Origin of the sequence: Nocardioides sp. (assembly GCF_036405735.1) — a bacterium.
Lineage (GTDB): Bacteria > Actinomycetota > Actinomycetes > Propionibacteriales > Nocardioidaceae > Nocardioides.
In genome coordinates, this window is sequence record NZ_DASWXC010000109.1 from 37,522 (window position 1) to 63,644 (window position 26,123).

A 26,123-nucleotide genomic window follows, 5' to 3' on the forward strand; every position below is an offset into this window, starting at 1 on the left:
TCACTGGTTCGTCCCATCGTTGGTCGGGCGCGCGGCGGGCTTGGAGCCGCCGGACTTGCGCTGCTGTCGGGTCTGGCGCTTCGGCTGCTGACGCACCGGCGGGCGACGCTCGGCGACGGGGGTCTCCTCCACCGGCGTCTCCTCGACCACGCCCTTGCGGGCGGCCTTCGCACGGTCACGCTGCTCCTTGGCAGCCGCGGCCGGCGTACCGGGCGCCGGGTTGTTGCGGATCACGTAGAACTGCTGGCCCATCGTCCACAGGTTCGAGGTCGTCCAGTAGATCATCAGGCCGATCGGGAACGCGATGCCCGAGACCGCGAAGACGACGGGCAGCACGTAGAGCAGCAGCTTCTGCTGCTGGGCGTAGGGCCCGCTCATCGCGTCGGCCGGCATGTTCTTGCTCATCAGCTGGCGCTGCGTGACGAACGTCGTCGCGGTCATGGCGATGACCAGGAAGATCGCTAGCACGACGACCGCGCTGTTGTCGGCGCCCGTGAGCGAGTCGGAGATGTTGGCTCCGAAGATGATCGCGTCGTTCTTGATGTGGCTCGCGTCCACCGCCGAGAGGAAGCCCTTCGCCTCGCCCTTGGCCGCGGCGTTGAGCAGGTGGAACAGCGCCAGGAAGACCGGCATCTGCAGCAGCAGCGGCAGGCAGGAGGCGAACGGGTTGGTGCCCGTGTCCTTGTAGAGCTTCATCGTCTCCTGGGCGAGACGCTCCCGGTCGTGGCCGTACTTCTTCTGCAGCTCCTTGACCTTGGGCTGGATTAGCTGCATGTTCCGGCTGGACTTGATCTGCTTGACGAACAGCGGGATCAGCAGCGCCCGGATCACCACGGTGAGACCGATGATCGACAGGGTCCACGACCAGCCGCCGGCGGGATCCAGGCCCAGTCCGGTGAACAGCTTGTGCCATCCCAGCAGGATGGCGGAGATCGCGTAGTAGAGCGGTGTGCCGATCGCGGTCAGCAGGTCTCCCACGGTGTCAGGCTCCTTGGTCGGTGACGGGTGAGGATCGGTGGTGTCCCGCAGCCGGGACGGGGTCGTACCCGCCGGCCGCCCACGGGTGGCAGCGGCCGAGTCGGCGTACGGCGAGCCAGGTGCCCCGGAGGCTGCCGTGCTGCTGCACCGCCTCGAGCGCGTAGGCCGAGCACGAGGGGTGGTAGCGACAGACCTGGCCGTACAGCGGGCTGATGAAGGTCCGGTAGAGCCGCAGCAGTCCGACCAGGAGCAGCCTCACCGCAGCACCCGCTCCAGCGAACGCGCCAGGTCGGCGCCGAGTTCCTCACCGCGCGCCTGCGCGGCCGCCGGCAGGGCACGGACCACGAGCACAGCAGAGCCCGGGAGCTGCGTCTCCAGGACGGAGAGCTGCTCCCGGGCCAGGTGGCGAAGGCGCCGCTTCACTCTGTTGCGTACGACGGCAGGGCCGACGGCTTTGCTGACCACGAACCCGACCCTGACACCTCCGACGTCCGCTGCCGGCAGCAGGTGCACCACGAGGGTGCCGGTCCCTGCGCGGCGCCCGTGCCGGACCGCCGCGCGGAACTGGTCCGCATCGACGAGCCGGTGGGCCGCGGAGAGCACTGCCGTGAGGGTCGGGGCCGGGTGGACCGCGTGGTCGGCGTCAGCCGAGGCCGCGACGGTCTCAGACGGAGAGGCTCTTGCGGCCCTTGCGGCGGCGCGCCGACAGGATGGCGCGGCCAGCGCGGGTGCGCATGCGCAGGCGGAAGCCGTGCACCTTGTGGCGGCGACGGTTGTTCGGCTGGTACGTACGCTTGCTCACGAGCGGTCTCTTTCCGTGGTGGTTCTGGGCGTGTCAACCGATGTGATGTGACGGCACCATGATCTGATTCGGCTGGCACCGCCCATCCGCGGTCGAGTGACACTCCCGTGGACATGCGGCACCAGTCGTCGAAGGGCGACAACGGCGGCTGACCGCCCAACGGTACGCGCTGCCGTTCGACAGGGTCAAACCCTCGCGCGCACGAGCCGACCGGCCTTCCACCGCGAGCAAACCACGCCGACCGGGACCATGGGCCCTGCCTGTGGACAACGGCTTGCCGACGCGCCGGAGCGAGGGTTAAGTTCACCTCAACCCGAGGTTCCCTGCCGTCGCCCTGACCCCGCGGTCATCGCCCCGCCCAGCGCCTTCCGGACACCACCGCACACCGCGCTGACCTGGGAAAACGATCACCTGCGAGCCAGTCGCACGTGTCTCGGGCCGGCTCGTTCCACGCCCTCCGGGCCGGGTTCACAGCTTGTGGACAAACTTGTGGAAGCAGCGCTGACGACCCTCAGCCCGCACCCAGCATCACCCGCATCGAGCAAGAGCACGACACCGAGCACGCGAGCCGCCGGCCGCCCATCCGGGTGCCGCCGCGCCTCCAGGGAAGGCAAGCAGTGGACACCCCGCCCAACGACGGTCAGCCCCTCGACCAGGCCTGGCACACGGTCATCGCGGAGCTCCCGCCGAACCAGAAGGCATGGCTACGGGCCAGCGAGCCCGTCACTCTCCACGGCAACACCGCCATCGTCGCGGTCCCCAACGACTTCACCCGCAACCAACTCGAGGGCCGTCTGCGCGACCGGCTCGAGGAGTCGCTCTCGCTCCGCTTCGGCCGCGAGATCCGGATCGCCGTCACCGTCGACACGGCTCTCGACGTCGACAGCGCCACGCAGCCTGTCGCACCCGCGGAGGACGACACCCAAAAGTCGACGGATATCCAAAACGACATGTCGACAAACATGCCCACCGCTCCGGCTCCTGCTCCGCTGGGAGAGCGAGTCCCGGACCGTGCCCCGGAAGCGGCCCCGATCGCGAGCCGCGCCGACGAGAGCCCCAAGCCGAGCAGCCTCGAGACGCGACTGAACCCGAAGTACACCTTCGAGACCTTCGTGATCGGCTCCTCCAACCGCTTCCCGCACGCGGCGGCGGTGGCCGTCAGCGAGGCGCCCGGCCGGGCGTACAACCCCCTCCTGGTCTACGGCGAGTCGGGACTCGGCAAGACGCACCTGCTCCACGCGATCGGGCACTACGTGCGCTCCCTCTACTCCGGAGCGAAGGTGCGCTACGTGAGCTCGGAGGAGTTCACCAACGAGTTCATCAACGCCATCCGCGACGACCGGCAGGACCGCTTCAAGCGGCGGTACCGCGACGTCGACGTGCTGCTGATCGACGACATCCAGTTCCTGGAGGGCAAGACCCAGACCCAGGAGGAGTTCTTCCACACCTTCAACACGCTCCACAACGCCAACAAGCAGATCGTGCTCACCTCCGACCGCGCGCCGAAGCGGCTCGAGGCGCTGGAGGACCGGCTGCGCAACCGGTTCGAGTGGGGACTGATCACCGACGTACAGCCCCCCGACGTCGAGACGCGCATCGCGATCCTGCGCAAGAAGGCCGCGATGGACCGACTCACCGCACCGCCGGACGTGCTCGAGTTCATCGCCACCAAGATCCAGACCAACATCCGCGAGCTCGAGGGTGCGCTCATCCGCGTCACCGCGTTCGCGAACCTCAACCGCCAGGAGGTCGACATGACCCTGGCCGAGATCGTGCTCAAGGACCTGATCCCGGAGGGCGGCGAGCCGGAGATCACCGCCGGCCTGATCATCGCCCAGACGGCGGCGTACTTCGGACTCAGCATCGACGAGCTCACCGGACCCTCCCGCGGCCGCCACCTGGTGATGGCACGCCAGATCGCGATGTATCTGTGCCGGGAGCTGACCGCCCTGTCGCTGCCGAAGATCGGCGCGCAGTTCGGAAACCGGGACCACACGACGGTCATGTACGCCGAGCGCAAGATCAACCAGCTGCTCGCCGAGCGACGGGCCGTTTTCAACCAGGTCAGCGAGCTCACCAACCGCGTCAAGATGCAGGCGCGGCAGGCCTGAGGCCTGCGCACGCTCCGGCGGCTGCTTCGGCCCCTTGCCCCTCAGGGCGGGGGGCCGAAGCGATTTCCTGTGCTTCCCCACCTTGTGGACGACGAGCCGAAATGGGTCCGAATTACACGGGGAGGATCTGCGGAGGAGCCGCGCGAACGCGGTGGAAGGACGCCGAACTACACACCGCGCCTTGTGGTTCCACGGCGTCGTCCACAACCGGTGTGCACGCGGATCGCTCCGCACCACCTGCGGAAACAGCGTCTCTCCACAGTTTCCACGCCACCTATGACTCAGACTGACCTACATGCGGATCGATCATCGGTGAACATCCATCCGGCCCCTTGCCTGGGGAGAACCGACCAGCGGCGCAGGACAACCCGACCGACATCCGAGCCACATCAGGCACATCCGAAGCACATCCGGTCCCACCGCTGCGCGTCGCCGCGCCACGTGGCAGGATTCGTGTCCCCACCCGTCCGATCCAGCCGCTCGATCCGGAGGACCACCATCGTGAAGTTCCGCGTCGACCGTGACGTGTTCGCGGACGCCGTCGCCTGGGCTGCCCGCAGCCTCCCGGTGCGCCCGAGCACGCCCGTCCTGTCCGGCCTCCTCATCGAGGCCAGCGACGCGGGCCTGGTGCTGTCGACCTTCGACTACGAGACGTCGGCGCGCGCCACGCTCGCGGCCGAGGTCTCCGACGAGGGCACCGCGCTGGTCAGCGGGCGGCTGCTCGCCGACATCTGCCGCAGCCTTCCCGCCAAGCCGGTCGAGATGGTGCTCGACGGTGCGCGGGTGAGCCTCACCTGCGGATCGGCCCGCTTCAGCCTCCAGACCATGCCGGTCGAGGACTACCCCAGCCTCCCCGAGATGCCGTCGGCCACCGGCACGGTCAAGAGCGACCTGTTCGCCCACGCCGTCGCCCAGGCCGTCACGGCCGCCGGCCGCGACGACATGCTGCCGGTGCTCACCGGTGTGCGCCTCGAGATCGAGGGCTCGACGATCTCCCTGCTGGCCACCGACCGGTTCCGGCTCAGCCACCGCGAGCTCGAGTGGGACCCGCGCACGCCCGACGTCTCGGCGGCCGCCCTCGTCCCGGCCAAGGTGCTCGGCGACACCGCCAAGTCCCTCACGGCCGGCAGCGAGATCACCATCGCGCTGAGCACGACCGGTGTGGGCGAGGGCATCATCGGCTTCGAGGGCCAGGTCGCCGGCGGCGTACGACGCACCACGACCCGGCTCCTGGACGGCGAGTTCCCCAAGGTCCGCAGCCTGTTCCCCAGCGAGCACCTCACGGTGGCGCGGGTCGACAAGGCCGCCCTCATCGAGACCGTCAAGCGCGTCGCGCTCGTCGCCGAGCGCAACACCGCCGTCCAGCTCGCGTTCTCCGACGGCGTCCTCACCCTCGACGCCGGCTCGGGCGACGAGGCGCAGGCCTCGGAGTCCATCGAGGCGCAGATCGACGGCGAGGAGCTCACCACGGGGTTCAACCCGCAGTTCCTCCTCGACGGCCTGACCGTCATCGACGAGGCGGTCGTCGACCTCGCCTTCACGCAGGCCTCGAAGCCGGTCGTGATCAGCGGGACCGTGCAGGACGGCGCCGCCGAGCCCGGGTTCCGCTACCTGCTGATGCCGCGGCGTTTGCTTTCATAGCCGAACAGGGCACCCGCAAGGGATCCGTCACCCCCGGGAAGGGCATCGTCATGGACATCGGACTCATCGGCCTCGGCAAGATGGGCGGCAACATGCGGACCCGTCTCCGCGACGCCGGGCACACCGTGGTCGGCTACGACCGCAACCAGGAGATCTCCGACGCGACCAGCCTCGAGGACATGGTCGCGCAGCTGCCCGCACCCCGGGTGGTGTGGGTGATGGTTCCGGCCGGTGACCCCACCCGCGACACGATCAAGGAGCTCGGCGAGCTCCTCGGCCAGGGCGACGTCGTCGTCGACGGCGGCAACAGCAAGTACACCGACGACGCCGTCAACGCGGCGTACCTCGGCGAGAAGGGCATCGGCTTCGTCGACTGCGGCGTCTCCGGCGGCGTGTGGGGCCTGAAGAACGGCTACGCCCTGATGTGCGGCGGCTCAGACGAGAACGTCGCCAAGGTTCAGCCGTTCTTCGACGCGCTCAAGCCCGAGGAGGGTGGCTTCGTCCACGTCGGGCGCAAGCCCGGTGCGGGGCACTTCGCCAAGATGGTCCACAACGGCATCGAGTACGCCATGATGCAGGCCTACGCCGAGGGCTGGGAGCTGCTCGAGAAGGTCGACCTGGTCGAGGACGTCCCGGCGACGTTCGACTCCTGGCGCAGCGGCACCGTCATCCGGTCCTGGCTGCTCGACCTGCTCGTCGAGGCCATCGAGGACGACGAGCACCTGGACAAGATCCGCGGCTACGCCGAGGACTCCGGTGAGGGGCGGTGGACGGTCGAGGCCGCCATCGAGAACGCCGTGCCGATGAACGTGATCGCCGCATCCCTCTTCGCCCGGTTCGTGTCGCGTCAGGACGACAGCCCGGCGATGAAGGCGATCGCCGCGATGCGCAACCAGTTCGGCGGCCACGCGGTGCGCACGGAGGCGCCGCAGGGCGGCGACGTCAACCCCTAGGTCGGCAGCACTCCGTGCACGTCTCCCATCTCTCCCTCCACGACTTCCGCTCCTACGCGACCGCGGAGGTCGAGCTCGGGGCCGGCGTCACGGCGTTTGTCGGCCGCAACGGCCAGGGCAAGACCAACCTCGTCGAGGCCATCGACTACCTCTCCCGGCTGCAGTCGCACCGGGTCGCCAGCGACGCCCCGTTGGTGCGCGCCGGCGCCGAGCAGGCGGTCGTCCGGGCGGCGGTCGTCCGGGACGGCCGTACCGCCGTGCTCGAGGTCGAGATCAACCCGGGCCGCGCGAACCGGGCGCGCATCAACCGTGCCGCACTGCCGCGGACCCGCGAGCTGGTCGGTCTGGTGCGCACCGTGGTGTTCTCACCGGAGGACCTCGCCCTGGTGAAGGGCGACCCGTCCGAGCGGCGCCGCTTCCTCGACGACCTGCTCGTGCTGCGGACGCCCCGCCTCGCGGGCGTCCGCTCCGACTACGACCGGGTGCTCAAGCAGCGCAACTCGCTGCTCAAGACCGCCCGCGCGGGCGGTCGCTCCGCCCAGGAGGGCGTGCTGGCGACGCTGTCGGTCTGGGACGACCACCTCGCCACCCTCGGCGGCGAGCTCCTCGCGGAGCGGCTGGCCCTCGTCGACGCGCTCCGGCCGTACGTCGGCAAGGCCTACGAGACCGTCGCACGCGGTGCGACCCGCGACGACGCGGAGATCGCCTACCGGAGCTCGATCCCGCTCGAACCGGAGACCGCCGGCACGGTGCCGGCGACGGAGCTGAAGGCGATGATCCTCGTGGAGCTCGAGCGCCGTCGGCGCGACGAGCTGGACCGTGCGCTCTCACTGGTCGGCCCGCACCGCGACGACCTCCTGCTGACGCTGGGCCACGGTCCGGGCGAGGGCGCGCTGCCGGTGAAGGGCTATGCCTCCCACGGCGAGTCGTGGTCGTTCGCGCTGGCGCTGCGGCTGGCGTCGTACGACCTGCTGCGCGCCGACGGCGACGACCCCATCCTCATCCTCGACGACGTCTTCGCCGAGCTGGACTCCGACCGCAGGGACCGGCTCGCCGAGCTCGTGGCGGGCGCCGAGCAGGTCCTGGTGACGGCGGCGGTCGGTGCCGACGTACCCCAGGCGCTGGCTGGTACCCGGTTCCTGGTCGCCGGCGGGGAGGTGACGCGTGAGCCCTGAGGAGCCGACCGATCCGCCCCGCGCTGAGGAGCACCCGGCCGCGGAGGCCGAGGAGCACCGCGCCGACGGGCTCGACCTGGCGCGGGCGCTGACGAAGGCGACCGCCGGGACGACGCCGGCGCGCCGGGCCAAGCTGCGCCGCCGCGACAAGCCCACCCGCGGCCGCGCCTCGGGGAGCCATCCCGACGACCGCGATCCCCAGCTGCTCGACGCCACCCTGGGCCGGCTCGTGGAGGACCACGGCTGGCGGATCGACCTGCGGGTCCACGGGGTCTTCGGCCGGTGGGAGGAGCTGGTCGGCGCCGACGTGGGTGCCCACTGCACACCGGAGTCGTTCTCGGAGGGCCGGCTGGTGGTCCGCACCGACTCCACGGCGTGGGCGACCCAGCTGAAGCTGCTCGCGCCGACGGTCGTGCGCCGGCTCAACGAGGAGCTCGGCCACGGCACCGTCACCTCGATCGAGGTGCTCGGCCCGCACGGCCCGTCGTGGAAGAAGGGACCGCGCTCGGCCCGCGACGGCCGCGGTCCGCGCGACACCTACGGGTGAGGAAGCCGTTACGGAGCGTTCTGCCGTTCTCAGGACCGCTCGGACGTATCGGGACACATCTGCGCCCCTGATCGGCCGTCTCACCGGCCCTCCCGAGCCGCTCACGCGACATTTCCTCCACAGATGCGGCGTCTTCCAGGGTCGAGACATGGTTTACGGGCTTCCAGGCGGTAACATGGCCGTTGGGTCGAACCGTCGCCACAGCAGGCCGGGCCTCGACCCACGCTCATGTTCATGCCCACGGCGGCTCATTCGGGACGAGGCCGCCCCTCACCGCAGAGGTGCCTGTGACCGACGAGATGCCGGCCGACGTGACGGAGCAGGAGACGGTTGAGTCAGCTCCAGCCCCCACGCCACCCAACGGGGTCGAGTACGACGCCTCCGCCATCCAGGTCCTCGAGGGACTCGAGGCCGTCCGCAAGCGCCCCGGCATGTACATCGGCTCGACCGGTGAGCGGGGCCTGCACCACCTGATCTGGGAGATCGTGGACAACGCGGTCGACGAGGCGCTCGCCGGCTACTGCGACACGATCAACGTCACCCTCAACGCCGACGGCTCCGTCAGCGTCGAGGACAACGGCCGCGGCATCCCCACCGACACCGCGCCCGGCCAGGAGCTGCCCGCCGCGACGCTGGCGCTCACCGTGCTGCACGCCGGCGGCAAGTTCGGCGGCGGTGGCTACAAGGTCTCCGGCGGTCTGCACGGCGTCGGCAGCTCGGTCGTCAACGCGCTGTCGACCTGGCTCAAGCTGGAGGTCAAGAACCGCGGCTACCTGTGGGAGCAGGAGTTCTCCCTCGGCGTCCCGGACTACTCGCTGCGCCAGGTGCGTCCGCTGGAGGACGGTGAGCGCACCGGGACCAAGGTCACCTGGTTCGCGTCGCCGGAGATCTTCGAGACGACGTCCTACAGCCTGGAGACGATCTCGACCCGGTTCCGCGAGATGGCCTTCCTCAACAAGGGCCTGCGGATCGTGCTGCGCGACGAGCGCCCCGAGGCCGAGGAGATCGCCGAGGCGGTCGCCGACGACACCATCAGCGAGGACGTCGAGGACGCCGCGGGCGTACACGTCGCGGAGGAGGGCGACCACAAGGTCCTCGAGCAGGTCTTCCAGTACGAGCGCGGCCTGGCCGACTACGTCGACCACCTCAACAAGCGGAAGACCGCGGTCTCCCCCATCATCGCGTTCGAGGCGGAGACCCCGGCCGACGCCGTGAACCCGATGAGCCTCGAGATCGCCATGCAGTGGCAGGTCTCGTCGTACAACGAGTCGGTCCACACCTTCGCCAACACGATCAACACCCCCGAGGGCGGCACCCACGAGGAGGGCTTCCGCGCGGCGCTCACCTCGCTGATGAACCGGTGGGGCGAGACCTGGGGCCTGATCAAGAAGAAGGAGGACCGGCTCACCGGAGACGACATCCGCGAGGGTCTCACCGCGATCATCAGCCTCAAGATCGGTGAGCCGCAGTTCGAGGGCCAGACCAAGGCCAAGCTCGGCAACACCGAGGCCAAGGGCTTCACCCAGGGCGTCGTGAACGACGAGCTCGGCGCCTGGCTGGAGCAGAACCCGGGCGAGGGCAAGGAGATCATCCGCAAGGCGCAGGCCGCGGCCACCGCCCGCATCGCCGCGCGCAAGGCCCGCGACCTGGCCCGCAACCGCAAGGGCCTGCTCGGCGGCGGCGGGCTTCCGGGCAAGCTCTCGGACTGCCAGTCCAACAAGCCCGAGGAGTGCGAGGTCTTCATCGTCGAGGGTGACTCCGCCGGCGGCTCGGCGCGCCAGGGTCGCGACCCGCGCATCCAGGCGATCCTCCCCATCCGCGGCAAGATCCTCAACGTCGAGAAGGCGCGGCTCGACAAGGTCCTGGCCAACCAGGAGGTGCAGTCGATCATCTCCGCGCTCGGCACGGGCGTGCACGACGAGTTCGACATCGCCAAGCTGCGCTACCACAAGATCGTGCTCATGGCCGACGCCGACGTCGACGGCCACCACATCAACACGCTGCTGCTGACCCTGCTGTTCCGCTTCATGCCGGCCCTGATCCGCGACGGCTACGTCTACATGGCCCAGCCGCCGCTGTACCGGATCCGCTGGAACAAGCCCGCCGAGCACGAGTTCGTCTACTCCGACGCCGAGCGCGACGCCGTCATGCGCGACGGACTCGAGCAGGGCAAGAAGCTCCCCAAGGAGAACCCGGTCCAGCGCTACAAGGGTCTCGGAGAGATGAACGCCAAGGAGCTATGGGAGACCACGATGGACCCCGAGCAGCGGCTCATGCTGCAGGTGACCCTCGAGGACGCCGCCCAGGCCGACGAGATCTTCTCGATCCTGATGGGCGAGGACGTCGAGCAGCGCCGCTCCTTCATCCAGCGCAACGCCAAAGACGTCCGGTTCCTGGACATCTAGGTCTCGATACGCCCTCGCTCGTTCCTCGCGAGGGCTACTCGACCAGCGAACTCACGAGAGATGATCAATGACTGAGACTTCCGACAACGGCGGCGTCGCCGTGCCGCACGGCGGCCGCGTCGAGCCGATCGAGCTGCAGACCTCGATGCAGCGCTCCTACATCGACTACGCGATGGCCGTCATCGTCGGACGAGCCCTGCCCGACGTACGCGACGGCCTCAAGCCGGTGCACCGCCGGGTCCTCTACGCGATGTACGACGGCGGCTACCGCCCCGACCGCGGCTTCTCCAAGTGCAGCCGCGTCGTCGGCGACGTCATGGGTCAGTACCACCCGCACGGCGACACCGCGATCTACGACACCCTGGTGCGGCTCGCGCAGCCGTGGGTGATGCGCGCCCCGCTGGTGCAGGGCCAGGGCAACTTCGGCTCGCCGGGCAACGACTCCGCCGCGGCCATGCGGTACACCGAGTGCCGGATGGCGCCGCTGGCCATGGAGATGGTCCGCGACATCGACGAGGAGACCGTCGACTTCCAGCCCAACTACGACGGCCGCTCGCAGGAGCCGACCGTCCTCCCGGCGCGGTTCCCCAACCTCCTGGTTAACGGCTCGGCCGGCATCGCGGTCGGCATGGCGACCAGCATCCCGCCACACAACCTGCGCGAGGTCGCCGAGGGCGCGAAGTGGGCGCTGGAGCACCCCGACGCCAGCCGCGAGGAGCTGCAGGACGCGCTCATCGAGCGGATCAAGGGTCCCGACTTCCCCAACGGCGCGCTCATCGTCGGTCACAACGGCATCGAGCAGGCCTACCGCACCGGTCGCGGCTCGATCACCCAGCGGGCCGTCATCGAGGTCGACGAGGACAACCGCGGCCGCACCTGCCTGGTGATCACCGAGCTGCCGTACATGGTCAACCCGGACAACCTCGCGCTGACGATCGCCGAGCTCGCCGACAGCGGCAAGGTCCAGGGCATCGCGGACGTCCGCGACGACACCTCCGACCGCACCGGCCAGCGCCTCGTCGTCGTGCTCAAGCGCGACGCCGTGGCCCGGGTCGTACTCAACAACCTGCTCAAGCACACCGAGCTGCAGACCAACTTCAGCGCCAACATGCTGGCGCTGGTCGACGGCGTGCCGCGCACGCTGACCATCGACCAGTTCGTCTCGAACTGGGTCGAGCACCAGATCGACGTCATCCGCCGCCGTACGGAGTTCCGCCTCCGCAAGGCCGAGGCCGACGCCCACATCTGGCGCGGCCTGGTCAAGGCGCTCGACATGCTCGACGAGGTCATCGCGCTCATCCGCAGCTCGCCGGAGGTCGACGACGCGCGTCAGGGTCTGATCTCGCTGCTCGACATCGACGAGCTGCAGGCCAACGCGATCCTCGACATGCAGCTGCGGCGCCTGGCGGCCCTGGAGCGGCAGAAGATCATCGACCGGCTCGCCGAGCTCGAGATCATCATCGCCGACCTCAAGGACATCCTGGCCAACGTCGCCCGGCAGCGCCAGATCGTGGCCGACGAGCTCGGCGAGATCGTCGAGAAGTACGGCAACGAGCGTCGTACCCAGATCATCGCGGCCGACGGGGACCTCTCCATGGAGGACCTCATCCCCGACGAGGAGCTGGTCGTCTCCATCACCCGCGGCGGCTACGCCAAGCGGACGCGCGCCGACCAGTACCGCTCGCAGAAGCGGGGCGGCAAGGGCGTGCGCGGCGCCACGTTGCGCGGCGACGACGTCGTGGAGCACTTCATCGCCACGACCAACCACCACTGGCTGCTGTTCTTCACGACCGCCGGCCGGGTCTACCGCACCAAGGCCTACAACCTGCCCGAGGCGGCCCGCGACGCGAAGGGCGGCCACGTCGCCGGCCTGCTGTCGTTCCAGCCGGACGAGTCGATCGCCCAGGTGCTGGCGATCCGCGACTACGAGCAGGCGCCGTACCTCGTGCTCGCCACGAAGAGCGGCCTGGTCAAGAAGACGCGGCTGGGCGACTACAACAGCCCCCGGCAGGCCGGCGTCATCGCCATCAACTTCCGCGAGGACGACGACGAGCTGATCGGCGCCGAGCTGGTCAACGCCGAGGACCACATCCTGCTGGTCTCCCGCAAGGGACAGGCGATCCGGTTCCCGGCCGACGACAGCCAGCTGCGCCCGATGGGCCGGGCGACGTCCGGCGTCTCCGGCATGAAGTTCCGCGACGGCGACTCGCTGCTGTCGATGTCGGTCATCCGGGCGGCCGAGGCGGCCCACGAGGAGAGCGACGAGGACGTGCAGTACGTCTTCACGATCACCGACGGCGGCTTCGCCAAGCGGTCCCGGATCAGCGACTACCGGCTGCAGTCGCGCGGCGGCCTCGGCATCAAGGCGATGTCACTGGCCGACGAGACCCGCGGCGTGCTCGTGGGTGCGTTCATCGTCAAGGACGGGGACGAGGTGCTGTCGATCACCACCGGCGGCCAGGTGGTCCGCTCCCCCATCAACGCCGACTTCCGGCCCACGGGACGCTCCACGATGGGCGTGAAGTTCGTGTCGCCGAAGAAGGGTGACGCGGTCGCCGTGGTGGCTCGCTCGGTGGAGTCGCGTGAGGACGAGCTTGAGGAGGAGCTCGAGGAGCTGGCCCAGGACGCGGAGCAGGCCGGTGTGGCCGCGGATGCAACAATCGGGGACGGGGCCGACGCCGACGGCGCGGCCGACGATCTCGGAACCGACACGGAGGACTGATGACGGACCGTCCCGTAGAGCGGCCGACCCGGCGTCCCCCGGGCCAGCCTGCGGGCCGACCGCCCGCGGGACGGAGCGAGGTCCGGGAGGACACCGCCGTACGCCCGCTCGGCCAGCAGCTGCGCAACAAGCTCGCCTCGGCCGCCGACGAGCTCCGGGCTGCCGCCGCGCCGCCGCCCCGCGCCGGCGGGCGCCCGCCACGCCGGGCCCGGCTCCGGCTGACGCGCATCGACCCGTGGTCGGTGATGAAGATGTCGTTCCTGCTGTCGATCGCGCTCGGCGTCGTCACGATCGTGGCGGTCACCATCGTGTGGTCGGTGCTCGGCGCCGCCGGCGTCTGGGACTCGATCAACCAGGCGGTGCAGGAGAGCATCGGCGGCGAGGAGGGATCCAGCTTCGACGTCACCAACTACATCGGGACCTCACGGGTGCTCGGCTTCACGATGCTGGTCGCGGTGATCGACGTGATCCTGCTGACCGCCGTCGCGACGCTGGCCGCCTTCCTCTACAACATGGCGGCCGCCCTCCTCGGTGGCGTCGACGTCACGCTCACCGAGGACCGCTGAGCAACCGGACGTCATCCCGGACGTCCCCTCGTTTTGGTAGCGGCTCGCCGCTCGGGTAATGTCTGCGCTCGGTCGCTGCCGAGGGGCTTCCACCCGAAGCGGCGTCCACCCGGGCCTATAGCTCAGACGGTTAGAGCACCACACTGATAATGTGGGGGTCGGAGGTTCAAGTCCTCCTAGGCCCACGGACGAGCCCCGGACGCGACAGCGGACCGGGGCTTTTCACAAGGAGATGGCAATGAAGAAGCTCGTGCTCCTCGCGGCGGCCGCGGCCGGCGCCGTGCTCGCCAAGAAGCAGCTCGACAAGAGCAAGGCCGAGCAGGCCCTGTGGGCCGAGGCCACCGACCCGGTCGCACCCGCGAAGGGCTGATCTCCCCCTCCGGGGCGTTGGCGCAATTGGTAGCGCACCTGCTTTGCAAGCAGGGGGTTAGGGGTTCGAGTCCCCTACGCTCCACTCGCTGAAACCGCTGGTCAGCCTGCGGTTTCTTTCATTTCTCGGTGCGCCGGCTGCCACGCTCTCTTGTCGCTGTGAGACCAGTGGCGGACGAGCGCGACCGGCCGCTACGGTTTGCGTTTCGATTGTGCTTGCCACGACGTCGAGCGGTACTGCTCGAGATTCCGAAGCGTCTCCTTCGCCGCGCCCTTGGTGACAGGCTCGCCGCCGAGGTTCCTTAGCCACGCGACCAGGCGCCGGCCGCCGACGAACGGGATGCCGTCGACTTCGAACTGATCGGGCACCTGGTGTTGCGCCGGTCCCCAGATGACGACGAGCGGACGCACCGTCACGGCGTGGCCCTTCGCCCGATGGGATCCCCGCTCTGACTTGAGCAAGCTCTGGGCGACACCTTCGGCCCGACGCCGGGCTCGAGCGGCGGATCGAGCCATCACGTCGGTGTCTCGACCGTCGCTGCGCCACTTCGAGTCGATCGACAGCAGACCTCCGCCACGCGTGACCACGACATGGTCGAGGTCGCCCGCTGCCAGGCTGATGCTGTCGACCCAGCCCCAAATGAGGCGCTTGCGTCGCGCGCGGCGCAGTTCATCACGTGTTGCGTCCTCACCCCAGGCACCACGCAGGTGCCAGATGGCCTCCCGCTCGTGGGCGAGGAACGCAGCGTTGACAACGTGGAGCGCGACGCCGACGAGAGCGGCTTGGAGGACTCCGAGCAGCCACCAGCTCAAGCCGGCGTCGGGCATCAGGGACAGAAAGACCACGGTCTCGAGGGCCAGGAAGGCCAGCACGAACACCGACAGCACAACGAGTGCCGTGGCGTTACGGCGCGCCCATCGTCTGAAGAGACGGCGGTATTCACGCCGGGGATATGGCCTGAACTTGGGCACCGTCCGATCCTTCCTTGTGCGACCTGGGTTGGTGGCGAGATCGCCAATCATCTAGACCACGTAGCTTCTCGAGCTGGAAGCTGCGAAGCTCCGCCCGATGGACGGCTACGCGCGACATGTGAAGGCGGAGCTTCTGCCTGACCAGGCTGCGGAACTGCAGGCTGTTGACCTGCTGGCCGAACGACTGCTTGCCCACATCGCATCCACCAGCGCCGATATCGCGGCGCTGCATGTGCACGGTGCGAAGAGCAAGGCGATCCAGGATCATTTCGCATCCCTGTTGAAGGAAGAACTCGGCTTCGGCGAGGAGGTCGTGCTGACCCCGCAAACCGGACTGGTCACGCAGGCGCGGCCCGACTTCTTCTTCGAACTGGCGGACGGCCGCGGGATCATCGCGGAGGTCGAGCGCGGAGGAACGATCACGAACAACCACGACCTCAAGGACCTGTGGAAGGCACATGTCGCGCCGGATGCGCACCATCTCTTCCTGATCGTTCCCAGGAACAATTGGAAGGGAGACGGCTCGCCACGTGAGCGTCCGTTTCAAACCGTTTCGCGGCGGTTGGGTGCGTTCTTCGGCGATCCCCGGCGAGAGATTGACGTGCTGAGCGTTCACGTCTTCGCGTACTGAACTCCGCCACCCGCTCGGCTCGCGCGGGGCTGGCCGAAGGACTCGGTGTTCGCTCATGACCGATCAACGAACACCGGCAGGGTCAGGTCCGACTCGTCCGCTGACGGCGTCGGCGAGGCTGACCGTCAGGGTCGTCCTGCTGGAGCGGCGAGGAAGAGCGGCAACGGCCTGTCATGATGCTCGCATGACGTTTCTGCCAGGCAGGTGGCTCGCTTGCGGCACGGCGTACGTCATCGTGGTGATGGCGCTGATGGTGGCCAATCTGCTGGATCAGGGCCACGTCGGTTGGTATCTCGCAGCGCAGGCGCTGACGCTGCCGCTTGGTGGCCTCGCGGTCCACCCGACTCTCTTCCTGGCGAGCCTCGTGTCGGCCACAACCGGCGGTGACGCGGTCAACGGCAACGCCGCCTCCGCCGTCACGGTTGTTCTTTGCTTCGGCTTCGTGGCCGCCGCCAACGTCGCGGTGATCCGAACCGCTGCGTTACTGCTGCAGGACTGCTGCGCCGGTTGGCGGCAGAGCCGGACGGCATAACAGGACCGCGTGGCGCAGCGGGATCACCCGCCGTGGTTCGTCTCGTCGGCGTTGCCAGAAACCCCCTCTCAGCCCGATCCCGAATGCCGACCGCTCGGCCCGCCGACGTACCCTGACGGCGTGTCCGCCCCGCCGAACCTGCTCAGTCCTCGGCTGTGGGGCGCGCACGCGCTGATGCTCGTCTGCCTCTGCGCGGCTCTGGGGCTGGGCTTGTGGCAGCTGGGCTCCTGGCAGGCACAGCGGGAGCAGGCGGCGCGCGACCTCACCGACGCCGCGCCGATTGCGCTCGCGGACGTGATCGGGCCCGACGACCCGTTCCCGGGCGCGTACGTCGGCCAGCCGGTCGAGCTCGCCGGGACCTGGGTCCCGGACGGCACCGTGTTCGTCAGCGGCCGTGAGTACGACGGCGCCGCCGGCTACTGGGTGGTGACACCGCTGGCGATCGGCGACGCGTCGGCCCCCGCCGTGCCCGTGGTGCGGGGATGGGTCGCCGATCCGGCCGAGGCTCCGGCCGCGCCGACGGGGGAGGCCCGGCTGGTGGGCTGGCTGCAGCCGACCGAGGGCACCGGCGCCGTCGACCCGGACCCCCACGACGACGTACTCCCGCAGCTGCGGACCGCGGACGTCATCCAGCACGTCGACCAGGACCTCTACGGGGCCTACGTGGTCGACCGGGGGAGCGCTCCCGGGCTGGAGCGGGCGACGCTCGAGCAGCTGCCCGACGCCGGCATGTTCACCGGGCTGCGCAACTTCCTCTACAGCCTGGAGTGGTGGGTCTTCGCCGGCTTCGCCGTCTTCATCTGGTGGCGCTACGTGCGCGACGTCACGAGGGTGGAACCGGACGGGGAGACCGCCGCCGAGGACGATCGGGAGCACGCCGTACCCTCGGGCACGTGAAGGGCAATCTCACCGCGTACCGGGTCATGGCGACCATCGTCGGCGTCCTGCTGGTCGTGCTCTGTCTGGTCGGTCTCCCGCTCCACTACGGCTACGTCGTGAGCGATGCGGCGTGGCTGGCGCAGCCGGCCATCCCGGGCATGGACGACACCGCTGGCGCCGGCTGGCGGATCGGCGCCGACATCTCCCGCTACCTGGGCGTCGCGCACGGATGGCTCTACCTGATCTTCCTCATCACCGCGTACCTGCTCTCGCGCAAGGCGCGCTGGGACATCGGCTTCACCGTCGTGACGCTGCTGTGCGGCACCGTGCCGCTGCTGAGCTTCTGGGCAGAGCACAAGGCCACCCGGCGCGTGCGCGCCGAGTGGCCCGAGCTGGTCTGAGCTGGCCTGGGCCGACTGAAGCCGGCCTTCGGTCCTGGTGCTCCGCGTCAGCGAGCGTCCGGGTCGATGACGTCGCGACGGAAGGTCTCGGCCGGGTCCTCCTCGGGCATGCCGTTGGCCGAGGCACGCGGGGTGGCGGCCGAGGTGCCGGTGGGCGCATACGACACCCAGTCCGACTTGCTCGTCAGCTTGCGCGCGACGGCGCCGACGACGGCCGCGAGCAGCGAGAGCATGAGGAACGCCTTCATCTTGCTGCGCTTCTTCTTCTTGCGACCGGTGAGCTCGGCGGCCTTGCTGTCAGCGAACTCCTTGGCGTGGGCGGCCTTCTCCGCGGCCAGCGTGGCGCCGGCGGCCACCAGCGGGACGGCCTTCGCCTGCGCCCGGTGGGCGGCGTCGTGCAGCGCGGGGCGCGCGGTGCTGTCAACGAACTCCGTGGCCGCCTCGCGCGCGGTCTCGGCGGCGTCGGTGGCGCGCTCCAGCAGCGACGTCTTCTTGCTCATGGTGGCCTCCTGCGTAGATGCCGGTTGATGGCGGTGGCCGGTGGCGTTGGCCAGCCGTGCGAGGATCGACCCGCACAACTGTGGCGGTACCCACCTGAGAGAAGGACAGTCATGTCGGACCAGCAGGCCATCCTGCACACCAACCGGGGTGACATCACCCTCAACCTCTTCCCGAACCACGCGCCGGAGACGGTGGCGAACTTCGTCGGCCTGGCGAAGGGTGAGAAGGCCTACGACGCCGGGAACGGCAAGACCGGCCCCTTCTACGACGGGCTGACCTTCCACCGTGTCATCGACGGCTTCATGATCCAGGGCGGCTGCCCGCTCGGCACCGGCACCGGGGGCCCGGGCTACACCTTCAAGGACGAGCCGCACCCCGAGCTCGTCTTCGACAAGCCGTACCTGCTCGCGATGGCCAACGCCGGCCCGGGCACCAACGGCTCGCAGTTCTTCATCACGGTGGGTGCGACCACCTGGCTGAACTTCAAGCACACCATCTTCGGCGAGGTCGCCGACCAGGCCTCGCGCGACGTGGTCGACGCCATCGCCACCACCAAGACCGGCCCGATGGACCGGCCCGTCGACGAGGTCGTCATCGAGTCGGTGGAGATCGTCGGCGCCTGAGCGCCCGCCACCTTGACGAGCACGAACGACGCCACCGCGCCCGGGGTCCCGGTCTGCTACCGGCACCCCGGGCGCGAGGCGCACATCCGCTGCCAGCGGTGCGAGCGACCCATCTGCCCCGACTGCATGCACACCGCATCCGTGGGCTTTCAGTGCCCCGACTGCGTGGCAGAGGGCCGCCGCACCCAGCGCCAGCCGCGCACGTCGTACGGCGGCCTGGTGCCTGCCTCGGCCGGCCTGGTCACCCTCGTCCTGATCGGCATCAACGCCGCCGTGTGGCTGCTCATCAACGCCAGCGGCGGCAACGGCAGCGTCCTGCTGCACTGGCTCGAGCTCCGGTCGTCCGGACTCTGCCTGGTCGGTGACGGTGGCTTCGAGGCCGACGGCTTCGCATGTCCACCGGGGACCGAGCTCTTCCCGGGCGTCTCCGACGGCGCCGTGTGGACGCTGCTCACCACCGCCTTCACGCACGTCGGCCTGGTCCACCTGGCCTTCAACTGCCTGAGTCTCTACGTGCTCGGCCCGACGCTCGAGGCGACGCTGGGCCGGGCCCGCTTCGTTGCGCTCTACCTGCTCTCGGGCCTGGCCGGCTCGACGCTGGTCTACTGGCTCACCCCGGAGTACCAGGCGACCGTCGGCGCCTCAGGCGCGGTCTTCGGTCTGATGGCCGCCATCCTCGTGGTGGTGCTGCGCACCCGTGGCGAGACGCGTGGCCTGCTCGTGTGGGTCGGGATCAGCTTCGCCTACAGCTTCGTCGCCCCCGGCATCTCCTGGCAGGGACACCTCGGAGGATTCCTGGGCGGTCTCGCCGTGACGGCCGTGCTGGTGCTGGCGCCGCGCGCCCGGCGTACGCCGGTGCAGGTGGCCGGCCTGACGCTGCTCGCCGTCGCCATGGTCGTGGCGGTCGTCGTCCGCTCGCTCCAGCTCGCCTGAGCCACGCCCCCGCCACCGAGCAAAAGGTCACCGTGACCGTACGCGGCGAGAGTGACCGTTCGGAACGGTCACTCTCGCGCCTAGTGGTCACGGTGACCTTTTGCGAGCGCAGGCCGCGCGTCCACAGACTGTGCACACGCCTGTGGACGAATCACACGTGTGTAATTCGTCCACAGGTTTATCCCGAGATGTGAAGAACCGCCGCCCTGGTGACCAGGACGGCGGCTCTCGAAACGTTCGCGTGGGGGCGGCGGCTCACTCCCACTTCGTGGCGTAGGCGAACCCGACCGCCATGAAGGCGATGCCGACGATGAGGTTCTTCTGCCCGAGGTCGTTCATCACCCACAGCGGGCTGAGGTCGTTGCTGAAGACGTAGAACACGCAGATCCACACCAGGCCGACCAGGAAGCAGCCCAGCATGCCGACCACGACGCCGCGGCCGCGGCCCAGCGGGGTGGAGCGGTGCGCGGCCAGGGTGAGGCCGAGGAAGAACAGCACGAACCCGATGAGGTAGTTCCAGCCGGCGAGGTCGGCGAGGAAGTCCGGGCCGCCCGCCTTGCCGTCGTCACCGGGGCGGACCACCGCATAGTAGAAGGCGATCCAGGCGATGCCCACGATCATCAGGACCAGGGACAGCACGAAGCGCAGCGAGAACAGCGGACCCCGGGTCGGGTCGTCGAACGCCAGCGAAGGCTTCAGCTTGGGCACGGGTGCTGCTCCTGTGAGTCGATGCGGTTGTGGTTGCGACACGAAGTCGCGCCTACCCTAGTCGCCGTGACCTCCTCCACGCACAAGCGCTCGCCGTGGCGCTACGGGACGCCTGCGGTCGTCCTCGTGTGCGGTGCGCTCTTCGTCGTGAGCGCGGAGAACAGCGAGGGCACCGACCTACGGCCGGGTCGCTACACCGACCTGGCCACCCTGGCCGGCACCGAGGCGGAGCGCTACGAGCGGCTCCAGGACCGCGTGACGTCGCTGACCGAGGAGGTCGCCGCCCTCACCGACCAGGTCTCCGACACCACCGTGGCCCGCTATCGACGTGAGATCGACCGGCTCGAGGACCCTGCCGGGCTCACCGCGCGGCGCGGGCCCGGCCTCACGATCACCCTGGCCGACGCGCCGGAGGAGCTGATCGAGTCGACCGAGGGCGATCCGAACCTCCTCGTCGTGCACCAGCAGGACATCCAGGCGGTCGTCAACGCGCTCTGGCGCGGGGGCGCGCAGGCCGTGACGATCGCGGGCCAGCGCGTCATCAGCACGACCGGCATCAAGTGCTCGGGCAGCACGGTGCTGCTGCAGGGCGTGCCGTATCCCCAGCCGTTCGAGATCGAGGCCGTCGGTGACATCGACGACCTGATCCGGGCGGTCGACGAGGACGACTACATCTCGCTGTACCGCGACCAGGCGGCCGACCCCGACATCGCGATCGGCTGGAGCATGGAGGTCGCCAGCCAGGTCCAGGCGCCGGCGTACGACGGGCTGCTGGACCTCAGCTACGCCACCCCGATCACCGAATAGCCCCGAACAGCCCCGGGTAGCCGCGGAGCCGGTCAGCCCGTGACCGGAGGGCACACCGGGGGGTTGGTGGGCTGCGGGTCGATGCCGGGCGTGGGGGTGATGCAGGTGACCGGCGGGGGCGGCGGCGGTGGCTCGTAGGCCGACACGAACAGCACCACGGTGCTGCCCTCGTCGAGCGTGCCGTCGGCGGGGACCTGGTCGACCACCGTGCCCTTGGGCTGGGTGGAGGTGGCGTCGATGCGGGTGTCGGGCCGGAACTTGGCGTCCCGGATCCGCTGCTCGGCCTCCGCCTGCGGCAGGCCGATGACGTTCGGCACACGCTCGGGCCCGTCGGAGAAGAACACGGTGACGACCGTGCCGGCGTCGACCTGGGTGCCGGGGGCGGGGTTGGCCTCGAGCACCTGGTTGCGTGGCTGGTCGGACTCCCGCTCCTCGGTCTGCACCTGCAGGCCGACCTTGGCCAGCTCGGCCTGAGCGTCCTTGAGCCGCATGCCGAGCACCGGAGGGACGGCCACCTGGGGGAGTCCGGAGGAGAGCACCAGGTTGACGGCGGTTCCAGGGTCGACGTACCGGTCCCGCGCGGGATCCTGGCCGATGACGTGATCGAGTGGGACGGTCTCGCTCGGCTCGCGGGTGACCTCGCCGACGCTGAGCCCGACCTGGCCGATCGCGTTGCGTGCGGCCGCCTCGGTGAGGTTGACGACGTTCGGCACCTGCACCTGCTCGGGAGCGCCCGGGAAGAGCCGCGGCCACAGCAGGAAGCCGCCGACGACGAGCGCCGCGATCAGCGCCAGGACCAGTGCGATGACACCACCGCGCGATCGGCGCGAGGCGTCGTAGTCGTCCTCGCCGGTCTCGGTGCGGGCGGCCACGGTGGTCGCCGCGGTGACCGGGGGTACGACGGCCGTGTGACCGGCCGCGACGGCGGCCGGAGCCGGGGCGACCGCCTGGATGGGGCGGCCGTCGAGGTACCGCTCAATGTCGTTGCGCATCGCGGCGGCCGACTGGTAGCGGTCCTCGACGCGCTTGGCGAGCGCCTTCATCACGATCGCGTCGACCTCGGGCGGCAGGTCGGCGTCGTGGTCGGACGGCGGCTGCGCCGGCTCGCGCACATGCTGGTAGGCGACCGCCACGGGGGAGTCACCGACGAACGGGGGTCGCCCGGTCAGCAGCTCGTAGAGCAGGCAGCCGGCGGAGTAGACGTCGGAGCGGGAGTCCACGGTCTCGCCGCGCGCCTGCTCGGGGGAGAGGTACTGCGCGGTCCCGACGACGGCCGCGGTCTGGGTCATCGTCGACTGGGCGTCGCTGATGGCCCGGGCGATGCCGAAGTCCATCACCTTCACGTCGCCGCTGGGGGTGAGCATGACGTTGCCGGGCTTGATGTCGCGGTGGATGATGCCGGCGCGGTGGCTGTAGTCGAGGGCGGAGAGCACCCCCGACGTGATCTCCAGGGCGCGCTCGGGCAGGATCTTGCGACCTTCACGCAGGATGTCGCGCAGCGTGCGGCCGGCGACGTACTCCATGACGATGTAGGGCTGCCGGATCACCTGGCCGCCGTCGTCGACGGCCTCCTCGCCGGTGTCGTAGACGGCCACGATCGCGGGGTGGTTCAGCGACGCCGACGACTGCGCCTCGCGCCGGAACCGGGCTTGGAAGGTCGCGTCGCTGGCAAGGTCGGTGCGCAGCCGCTTGATTGCGACCACGCGGCCGAGCCGGGTGTCCGTGCCCTTGCGCACCTCGGCCATGCCGCCACGTCCGAGCAGCTCACCGAGCTCGTAACGGCCACCGACGGTGGTGGGCTCTGGGGTGCTCATCTACGGGTGTCCTCTCGGGCTGCGGGAGAAGTCTCCACCACGGCGGGGCTGCTCGTGTCGGTGACCCCGGTCGGCGACGGCGCGGTGGTGGTCGGCGCCTCCGTGGGCTCCTGGGTGGGCTCCTCCGTCGGCGTCGGCTCCTCTGGCTCGGGCTCGGGCGGCGCCCCGAAGAACGTCACGACCACCTCGTCGCCCTCGCGCAGGTCGGTGGAGGGAGAGATGTCGTCGACGGTGTCGGCCTCGCGGTCGCCGGGGTTGTCGATCCGCTGCGACCGGGGATCGAGCCCCAGCGCGCGCAGGTCGGCGAGGACCGCGTCGATGTCGCGACCGCGGTAGTCGCCCAGCCGCAGGTCGAAGGTCTCCGGCGCCTCGGTCGTGGCGGTGGCCGTGGGCGACGGCGTGGTGGTGGCCGTCGGGCTGGTCGTCGCCGGCGCCGGCGGCGGCGCCTCGTCATCGTCACCCCGCGCGATCAGCCACCCGACGAGCAGCACCAGCAGGAGCAGCGCGGCCACGCCGGCGACGATCGCCCCGGTGCGCCGGCGCTCCTCGTCCTCGGGTGTGGGAGCAGCTCCGGTGTCGCCCGTGGTCGGGACGGCGCTGGGAATGGCGGCCGTCGCGGGCAGCGGGTCGGCCGGGAGTACGGCGGGCACCACCGCGGTCGCCTCGTCAGCCGGACCGGCCTGGGTTGCCCCACGCAATGCCGCGGCGAAGGCGCCGCCGTCGGGGTAGCGGTCGGCGGGCCGCTTGGCCAGCGCCCGCTGCACCACGGCCGCCAGGTCCGCGGGGACGCTCGCGGGCAGTGCCGGGACCGGGTCGTTGAGGTGGGCGAGCGCGGTGGCGACCGGTGTCTCCTTCTCGAACGGCCGCCGCCCGGCGAGGCACTCGAAGGCGACGACGCCGAGCCCGTAGACGTCGGAGGCCGGGGTCGCGGTCTCGCCGCGAGCCTGCTCCGGGGAGAGGTACTGCGGCGTCCCCATCACGGCGCCGGTGCCGGTCATCGCCATCCCGGCCATCGCGCGGGCGATCCCGAAGTCGGTGATCTTGACCGTGCGCTGCGGGGTGACCAGCAGGTTGGCCGGCTTCACGTCCCGGTGCACGATCCCGGCACGGTGCGCCACCGCGAGCGCGTCGCCGGTCTGCGCGAGCAGCGCTCGCACCGCCTCCGGGTCGAGTGGGCGGCCGCCGCCGATCAGCGCGGAGAGCGGCTGGCCATCGACCAGCTCCATCACCAGGTACGGCCGTGGGAGCACGTCGTCGCTGTCGGTCGACTCACCGACGTCGAACACCGCGGCGATGCCCGGGTGGTGCAGCCCGGCGGCATGGCGAGCCTCGGCCTCGAACCGCGAGCGGAACACCGGGTCGCCGGCGTACTCGCGCTTGAGCAGCTTGACCGCCACCTCGCGCCCCAGCGCGGTGTCGTGGGCGCGCCAGACCTCGCCCATGCCGCCGGTGGCGATGAGCGACTCGAGCCGGTAGCGCCCGGCGTCGTCGGCGAACTGCGGGTCAGTCACTCTTCAGCACCGCTTCCATGACCTTCTTGGCGATCGGGCCGCCCCACTTGCCGCCGGCGATGTCGTCACGCGGGATGTCGGCGTTCTGGATCATCACCGCGACCGCCACGCGGGCGTTCTCGGCCGGCGCGAACGAGGTGAACCAGGCGTACGGCGGCACGTCGTCGTGCCCGCTCTGGGCGGTTCCGGTCTTGCCCGCCACCTGGATGCCGGTGATCGCCGCCGCGGAGGCCGTGCCGTCGTTGACGGTGGCGACCAGCAGCTTGGTGAGCTCGCTGGCGGTCTGCGGGGAGACCGCGGTCGAGAGCTGCTCGGGCTCGGTCGTGGCGACGACGTCGGAGTCGGCCGACTGCACCTCGTCGACGAGGTAGGGCTTCATGACGACGCCGTTGTTGGCGATGCCGGCCGCCACCATCGCCATCTGCAGCGGGGTGGAGCGGACCTCGAACTGGCCGATGCCGGACTGACCGGTCTGCGGGGGGTTCATGTCCGCGGGGAACGTCGACTCGGCGAGCAGGCTGCGGCCGTTGGTGCTCTGCAGCTCGTCGAACCAGGTTGAGTTGAACCCGAACTTCTCTGCCTGCTCCAGCATCGCGTCGGCGCCGACCTCCACGGCCAGCTGGGCGAAGGTGGTGTTGCAGGAGTTCTCCATCGCCTGGGTGAACCGCACCCCGGACTGCGAGCTGCCGCACGCCCGGCCCTCGTTGTCGATCAGGCCGCTGTCGCCGCTGGTCTGCGGAAGCTGGTAGCTCGAGCCGCCGGGCACCATCGAGCCGGCGTCGTACTTGCCGCTCTCGAGCGCGGCGGCGGCGGTGACGATCTTGAACGTCGAGCCCGGCGGCAGCGTCGTCTGCACCGCACGGTTGAGCAGCGGTTGCGCCGGGTCGTCGGCGAGCCGCTCGTAGGCCCGCTGGTTCGCGGCGAAGTCGTGGTTGGCCAGCGTCCCGGGGTCGAAGGTCGGGGTGGTGACCATCGCGAGGATCTTCCCGGTGCTCGGCTCCAGGGCGACGACCGAGGCTTGCACGTTGTCCCCGGGCAGCGCGTTGACGGCGTCCCACGCGGCCTGCTGCGCCGCGGCGTTGACGGTCAGCTCGACGTCGCCGCCCTTGGGGCCCTCGTTGCCGAGCATGTCGATGAGCCGGTTCACGAAGAGCCGGGAGTCGTCGCCGGAGAGCACGTCGTTCTGCGAGCGCTCCAGGCCGGTGACGGCGCCGCCGTACCCGAAGTAGCCGGTCAGGCCGGCGTACATGAACGGCTTCGGGTAGACCCGCTGGAAGTCGAAGCGGTCCTCGGACGGCACGCTCTCGGCGACGGGGTCGCGGCCGACGAGGATCGCGCCGCGCTCGCGGGAGAACTCCGCGTCGACCACCCGGCGGTTGCGGGCGTCGTCGTTGTAGCGGCCCGCCGCGTAGTACTGCAGGTAGGTGGCGTTGACCAGCAGCGCCCCGAAGAGCACCAGGCAGAAGATCGAGATGGTCCGGATCGGCTTGTTCATGCGGGGTCCCCTCGGCGGTGCGAGCGGAGCGAGCAGCGTCGTGGGGT

The 26,123-nt window shown here is 70.0% G+C and carries 26 protein-coding genes and 2 tRNA genes; 18 read left to right on the forward strand and 10 right to left on the reverse strand.

The genetic code is table 11. The features are described from left to right. The 4 genes from yidC to rpmH all read right to left on the reverse strand — a co-directional run bounded on the left by yidC (window position 1) and on the right by rpmH (window position 1,780). Window positions 1-978 (reverse strand): membrane protein insertase YidC, encoded by a 978-nt coding sequence (yidC, locus tag VGE38_RS17190; RefSeq protein ID WP_331143780.1) that lies wholly within the window; start codon window positions 976-978, stop codon window positions 1-3. Window positions 979-982: 4 nt separating this feature from the next. Then, window positions 983-1,237 carry a membrane protein insertion efficiency factor YidD gene (gene yidD, locus VGE38_RS17195; protein WP_331143781.1) on the reverse strand — a complete coding sequence of 85 codons (255 nt, stop codon included), beginning with the start codon at window positions 1,235-1,237 and terminating at the stop codon, window positions 983-985. Then, on the reverse strand, window positions 1,234-1,581 hold the full coding sequence (gene rnpA, locus VGE38_RS17200; RefSeq protein WP_331143782.1) for a ribonuclease P protein component: 348 nt from the start codon (window positions 1,579-1,581) through the stop codon (window positions 1,234-1,236). Before rnpA ends, yidD begins: the two co-directional genes overlap by 4 nt. Before the next feature lie 61 nt (window positions 1,582-1,642). Beyond that, window positions 1,643-1,780 carry a 50S ribosomal protein L34 gene (rpmH, locus tag VGE38_RS17205; protein ID WP_331143783.1) on the reverse strand — a complete coding sequence of 46 codons (138 nt, stop codon included), beginning with the start codon at window positions 1,778-1,780 and terminating at the stop codon, window positions 1,643-1,645. A gap of 587 nt (window positions 1,781-2,367) precedes the next feature. Between rpmH and dnaA the strand changes: the two genes are divergently transcribed. The 11 genes from dnaA to VGE38_RS17260 all read left to right on the forward strand — a co-directional run bounded on the left by dnaA (window position 2,368) and on the right by VGE38_RS17260 (window position 14,354). Beyond that, window positions 2,368-3,891 (forward strand): chromosomal replication initiator protein DnaA, encoded by a 1,524-nt coding sequence (dnaA, locus tag VGE38_RS17210; RefSeq protein ID WP_414691000.1) that lies wholly within the window; start codon window positions 2,368-2,370, stop codon window positions 3,889-3,891. Between the two features lie 501 nt (window positions 3,892-4,392). Continuing rightward, complete coding sequence (gene dnaN / locus VGE38_RS17215; RefSeq protein WP_331143785.1) at window positions 4,393-5,532, forward strand: DNA polymerase III subunit beta; 1,140 nt, start codon at window positions 4,393-4,395, stop codon at window positions 5,530-5,532. Between the two features lie 50 nt (window positions 5,533-5,582). Then, entirely contained in the window at window positions 5,583-6,485 is a 903-nt protein-coding gene (gene gnd / locus VGE38_RS17220) for a phosphogluconate dehydrogenase (NAD(+)-dependent, decarboxylating) (protein ID WP_331143786.1), read from the forward strand. 14 nt (window positions 6,486-6,499) lie between these two features. Next, window positions 6,500-7,660, forward strand: coding sequence for a DNA replication/repair protein RecF (gene recF, locus VGE38_RS17225; RefSeq protein WP_331143787.1), 1,161 nt, complete (start codon window positions 6,500-6,502; stop codon window positions 7,658-7,660). Continuing rightward, a complete protein-coding gene (locus VGE38_RS17230) occupies window positions 7,650-8,207 on the forward strand; it encodes a DciA family protein (RefSeq protein WP_331143788.1) in 558 nt (185 codons plus the stop codon). The genes recF and VGE38_RS17230 overlap by 11 nt, the downstream gene beginning before the upstream one ends. A 299-nt stretch (window positions 8,208-8,506) precedes the next feature. Next, entirely contained in the window at window positions 8,507-10,612 is a 2,106-nt protein-coding gene (gene gyrB, locus VGE38_RS17235; protein ID WP_331143836.1) for a DNA topoisomerase (ATP-hydrolyzing) subunit B, read from the forward strand. A gap of 67 nt (window positions 10,613-10,679) precedes the next feature. Further along, a complete protein-coding gene (gene gyrA, locus VGE38_RS17240) occupies window positions 10,680-13,334 on the forward strand; it encodes a DNA gyrase subunit A (RefSeq protein ID WP_331143789.1) in 2,655 nt (884 codons plus the stop codon). Continuing rightward, window positions 13,334-13,900 (forward strand): DUF3566 domain-containing protein, encoded by a 567-nt coding sequence (locus VGE38_RS17245; RefSeq protein ID WP_331143790.1) that lies wholly within the window; start codon window positions 13,334-13,336, stop codon window positions 13,898-13,900. Before gyrA ends, VGE38_RS17245 begins: the two co-directional genes overlap by 1 nt. 111 nt (window positions 13,901-14,011) lie before the next feature. After that, window positions 14,012-14,085, forward strand: a tRNA-Ile gene (locus tag VGE38_RS17250). 53 nt (window positions 14,086-14,138) lie between these two features. After that, window positions 14,139-14,270, forward strand: a complete 132-nt coding sequence (locus VGE38_RS17255) for a DLW-39 family protein (protein WP_331143791.1) — start codon at window positions 14,139-14,141, stop codon at window positions 14,268-14,270. Between the two features lie 11 nt (window positions 14,271-14,281). Continuing rightward, window positions 14,282-14,354: transfer RNA gene (locus VGE38_RS17260), tRNA-Ala, on the forward strand. A gap of 107 nt (window positions 14,355-14,461) precedes the next feature. Here the strand turns inward: VGE38_RS17260 and VGE38_RS17265 are convergent. After that, the gene (locus VGE38_RS17265; RefSeq protein WP_331143792.1) at window positions 14,462-15,241 is read right to left on the reverse strand and encodes a hypothetical protein; all 780 of its coding nucleotides are present in this window, start codon (window positions 15,239-15,241) and stop codon (window positions 14,462-14,464) included. A gap of 97 nt (window positions 15,242-15,338) precedes the next feature. Between VGE38_RS17265 and VGE38_RS17270 the strand changes: the two genes are divergently transcribed. The 4 genes from VGE38_RS17270 to VGE38_RS17285 all read left to right on the forward strand — a co-directional run bounded on the left by VGE38_RS17270 (window position 15,339) and on the right by VGE38_RS17285 (window position 17,684). After that, complete coding sequence (locus VGE38_RS17270) at window positions 15,339-15,872, forward strand: hypothetical protein (protein WP_331143793.1); 534 nt, start codon at window positions 15,339-15,341, stop codon at window positions 15,870-15,872. A gap of 184 nt (window positions 15,873-16,056) precedes the next feature. Next, entirely contained in the window at window positions 16,057-16,404 is a 348-nt protein-coding gene (locus VGE38_RS17275) for a hypothetical protein (protein ID WP_331143794.1), read from the forward strand. 120 nt (window positions 16,405-16,524) lie between these two features. Continuing rightward, on the forward strand, window positions 16,525-17,301 hold the full coding sequence (locus VGE38_RS17280) for an SURF1 family protein (protein ID WP_331143795.1): 777 nt from the start codon (window positions 16,525-16,527) through the stop codon (window positions 17,299-17,301). Continuing rightward, window positions 17,298-17,684: a DUF3817 domain-containing protein gene (locus VGE38_RS17285; protein WP_331143796.1), complete on the forward strand. Its 387-nt coding sequence runs from the start codon at window positions 17,298-17,300 to the stop codon at window positions 17,682-17,684. Before VGE38_RS17280 ends, VGE38_RS17285 begins: the two co-directional genes overlap by 4 nt. 47 nt (window positions 17,685-17,731) lie before the next feature. Here the strand turns inward: VGE38_RS17285 and VGE38_RS17290 are convergent, their stop codons facing one another. Further along, complete coding sequence (locus VGE38_RS17290) at window positions 17,732-18,184, reverse strand: hypothetical protein (protein WP_331143797.1); 453 nt, start codon at window positions 18,182-18,184, stop codon at window positions 17,732-17,734. A 111-nt stretch (window positions 18,185-18,295) separates the two neighbouring features. Between VGE38_RS17290 and VGE38_RS17295 the strand changes: the two genes are divergently transcribed. Further along, a complete protein-coding gene (locus VGE38_RS17295; RefSeq protein WP_331143798.1) occupies window positions 18,296-18,808 on the forward strand; it encodes a peptidylprolyl isomerase in 513 nt (170 codons plus the stop codon). Window positions 18,809-18,820: 12 nt separating this feature from the next. Beyond that, a complete protein-coding gene (locus VGE38_RS17300; RefSeq protein ID WP_331143799.1) occupies window positions 18,821-19,741 on the forward strand; it encodes a rhomboid family intramembrane serine protease in 921 nt (306 codons plus the stop codon). A 255-nt stretch (window positions 19,742-19,996) separates the two neighbouring features. Here the strand turns inward: VGE38_RS17300 and VGE38_RS17305 are convergent, their stop codons facing one another. After that, on the reverse strand, window positions 19,997-20,449 hold the full coding sequence (locus tag VGE38_RS17305) for a cell division protein CrgA (protein WP_331143800.1): 453 nt from the start codon (window positions 20,447-20,449) through the stop codon (window positions 19,997-19,999). Window positions 20,450-20,515: 66 nt separating this feature from the next. Between VGE38_RS17305 and VGE38_RS17310 the strand changes: the two genes are divergently transcribed. Next, on the forward strand, window positions 20,516-21,256 hold the full coding sequence (locus VGE38_RS17310) for a DUF881 domain-containing protein (RefSeq protein ID WP_331143801.1): 741 nt from the start codon (window positions 20,516-20,518) through the stop codon (window positions 21,254-21,256). A 32-nt stretch (window positions 21,257-21,288) separates the two neighbouring features. Here VGE38_RS17310 and pknB read toward each other — a convergent pair whose 3' ends face one another. Genes pknB through VGE38_RS17325 form a run of 3 tightly spaced genes read right to left on the reverse strand, consistent with a single transcriptional unit; the run spans window position 21,289 to window position 26,076 of the window. Further along, window positions 21,289-23,070: a Stk1 family PASTA domain-containing Ser/Thr kinase gene (pknB, locus tag VGE38_RS17315; protein WP_331143802.1), complete on the reverse strand. Its 1,782-nt coding sequence runs from the start codon at window positions 23,068-23,070 to the stop codon at window positions 21,289-21,291. After that, window positions 23,067-24,581 carry a protein kinase domain-containing protein gene (locus VGE38_RS17320; RefSeq protein ID WP_331143803.1) on the reverse strand — a complete coding sequence of 505 codons (1,515 nt, stop codon included), beginning with the start codon at window positions 24,579-24,581 and terminating at the stop codon, window positions 23,067-23,069. Before VGE38_RS17320 ends, pknB begins: the two co-directional genes overlap by 4 nt. Beyond that, window positions 24,574-26,076 carry a peptidoglycan D,D-transpeptidase FtsI family protein gene (locus VGE38_RS17325; protein ID WP_331143804.1) on the reverse strand — a complete coding sequence of 501 codons (1,503 nt, stop codon included), beginning with the start codon at window positions 26,074-26,076 and terminating at the stop codon, window positions 24,574-24,576. Before VGE38_RS17325 ends, VGE38_RS17320 begins: the two co-directional genes overlap by 8 nt. Window positions 26,077-26,123: the final 47 nt, after the last annotated feature.

Excerpts from the sequence above, each read along its gene's own strand:
- pknB (WP_331143802.1), bottom strand. The coding sequence starts at position 23,070 with ATGAGCACCCCAGAGCCCACCACCGTCGGTGGCCGTTACGAGCTCGGT.
- VGE38_RS17290 (WP_331143797.1), bottom strand. The coding sequence starts at position 18,184 with ATGAGCAAGAAGACGTCGCTGCTGGAGCGCGCCACCGACGCCGCCGAG.
- gnd (WP_331143786.1), top strand. The coding sequence starts at position 5,583 with ATGGACATCGGACTCATCGGCCTCGGCAAGATGGGCGGCAACATGCGG.
- VGE38_RS17325 (WP_331143804.1), bottom strand. The coding sequence starts at position 26,076 with ATGAACAAGCCGATCCGGACCATCTCGATCTTCTGCCTGGTGCTCTTC.
- gyrB (WP_331143836.1), top strand. The coding sequence starts at position 8,507 with ATGCCGGCCGACGTGACGGAGCAGGAGACGGTTGAGTCAGCTCCAGCC.
- VGE38_RS17295 (WP_331143798.1), top strand. The coding sequence starts at position 18,296 with ATGTCGGACCAGCAGGCCATCCTGCACACCAACCGGGGTGACATCACC.
- gyrA (WP_331143789.1), top strand. The coding sequence starts at position 10,680 with ATGACTGAGACTTCCGACAACGGCGGCGTCGCCGTGCCGCACGGCGGC.
- VGE38_RS17270 (WP_331143793.1), top strand. The coding sequence starts at position 15,339 with ATGGACGGCTACGCGCGACATGTGAAGGCGGAGCTTCTGCCTGACCAG.
- VGE38_RS17275 (WP_331143794.1), top strand. The coding sequence starts at position 16,057 with ATGACGTTTCTGCCAGGCAGGTGGCTCGCTTGCGGCACGGCGTACGTC.
- VGE38_RS17255 (WP_331143791.1), top strand. The coding sequence starts at position 14,139 with ATGAAGAAGCTCGTGCTCCTCGCGGCGGCCGCGGCCGGCGCCGTGCTC.
- VGE38_RS17245 (WP_331143790.1), top strand. The coding sequence starts at position 13,334 with ATGACGGACCGTCCCGTAGAGCGGCCGACCCGGCGTCCCCCGGGCCAG.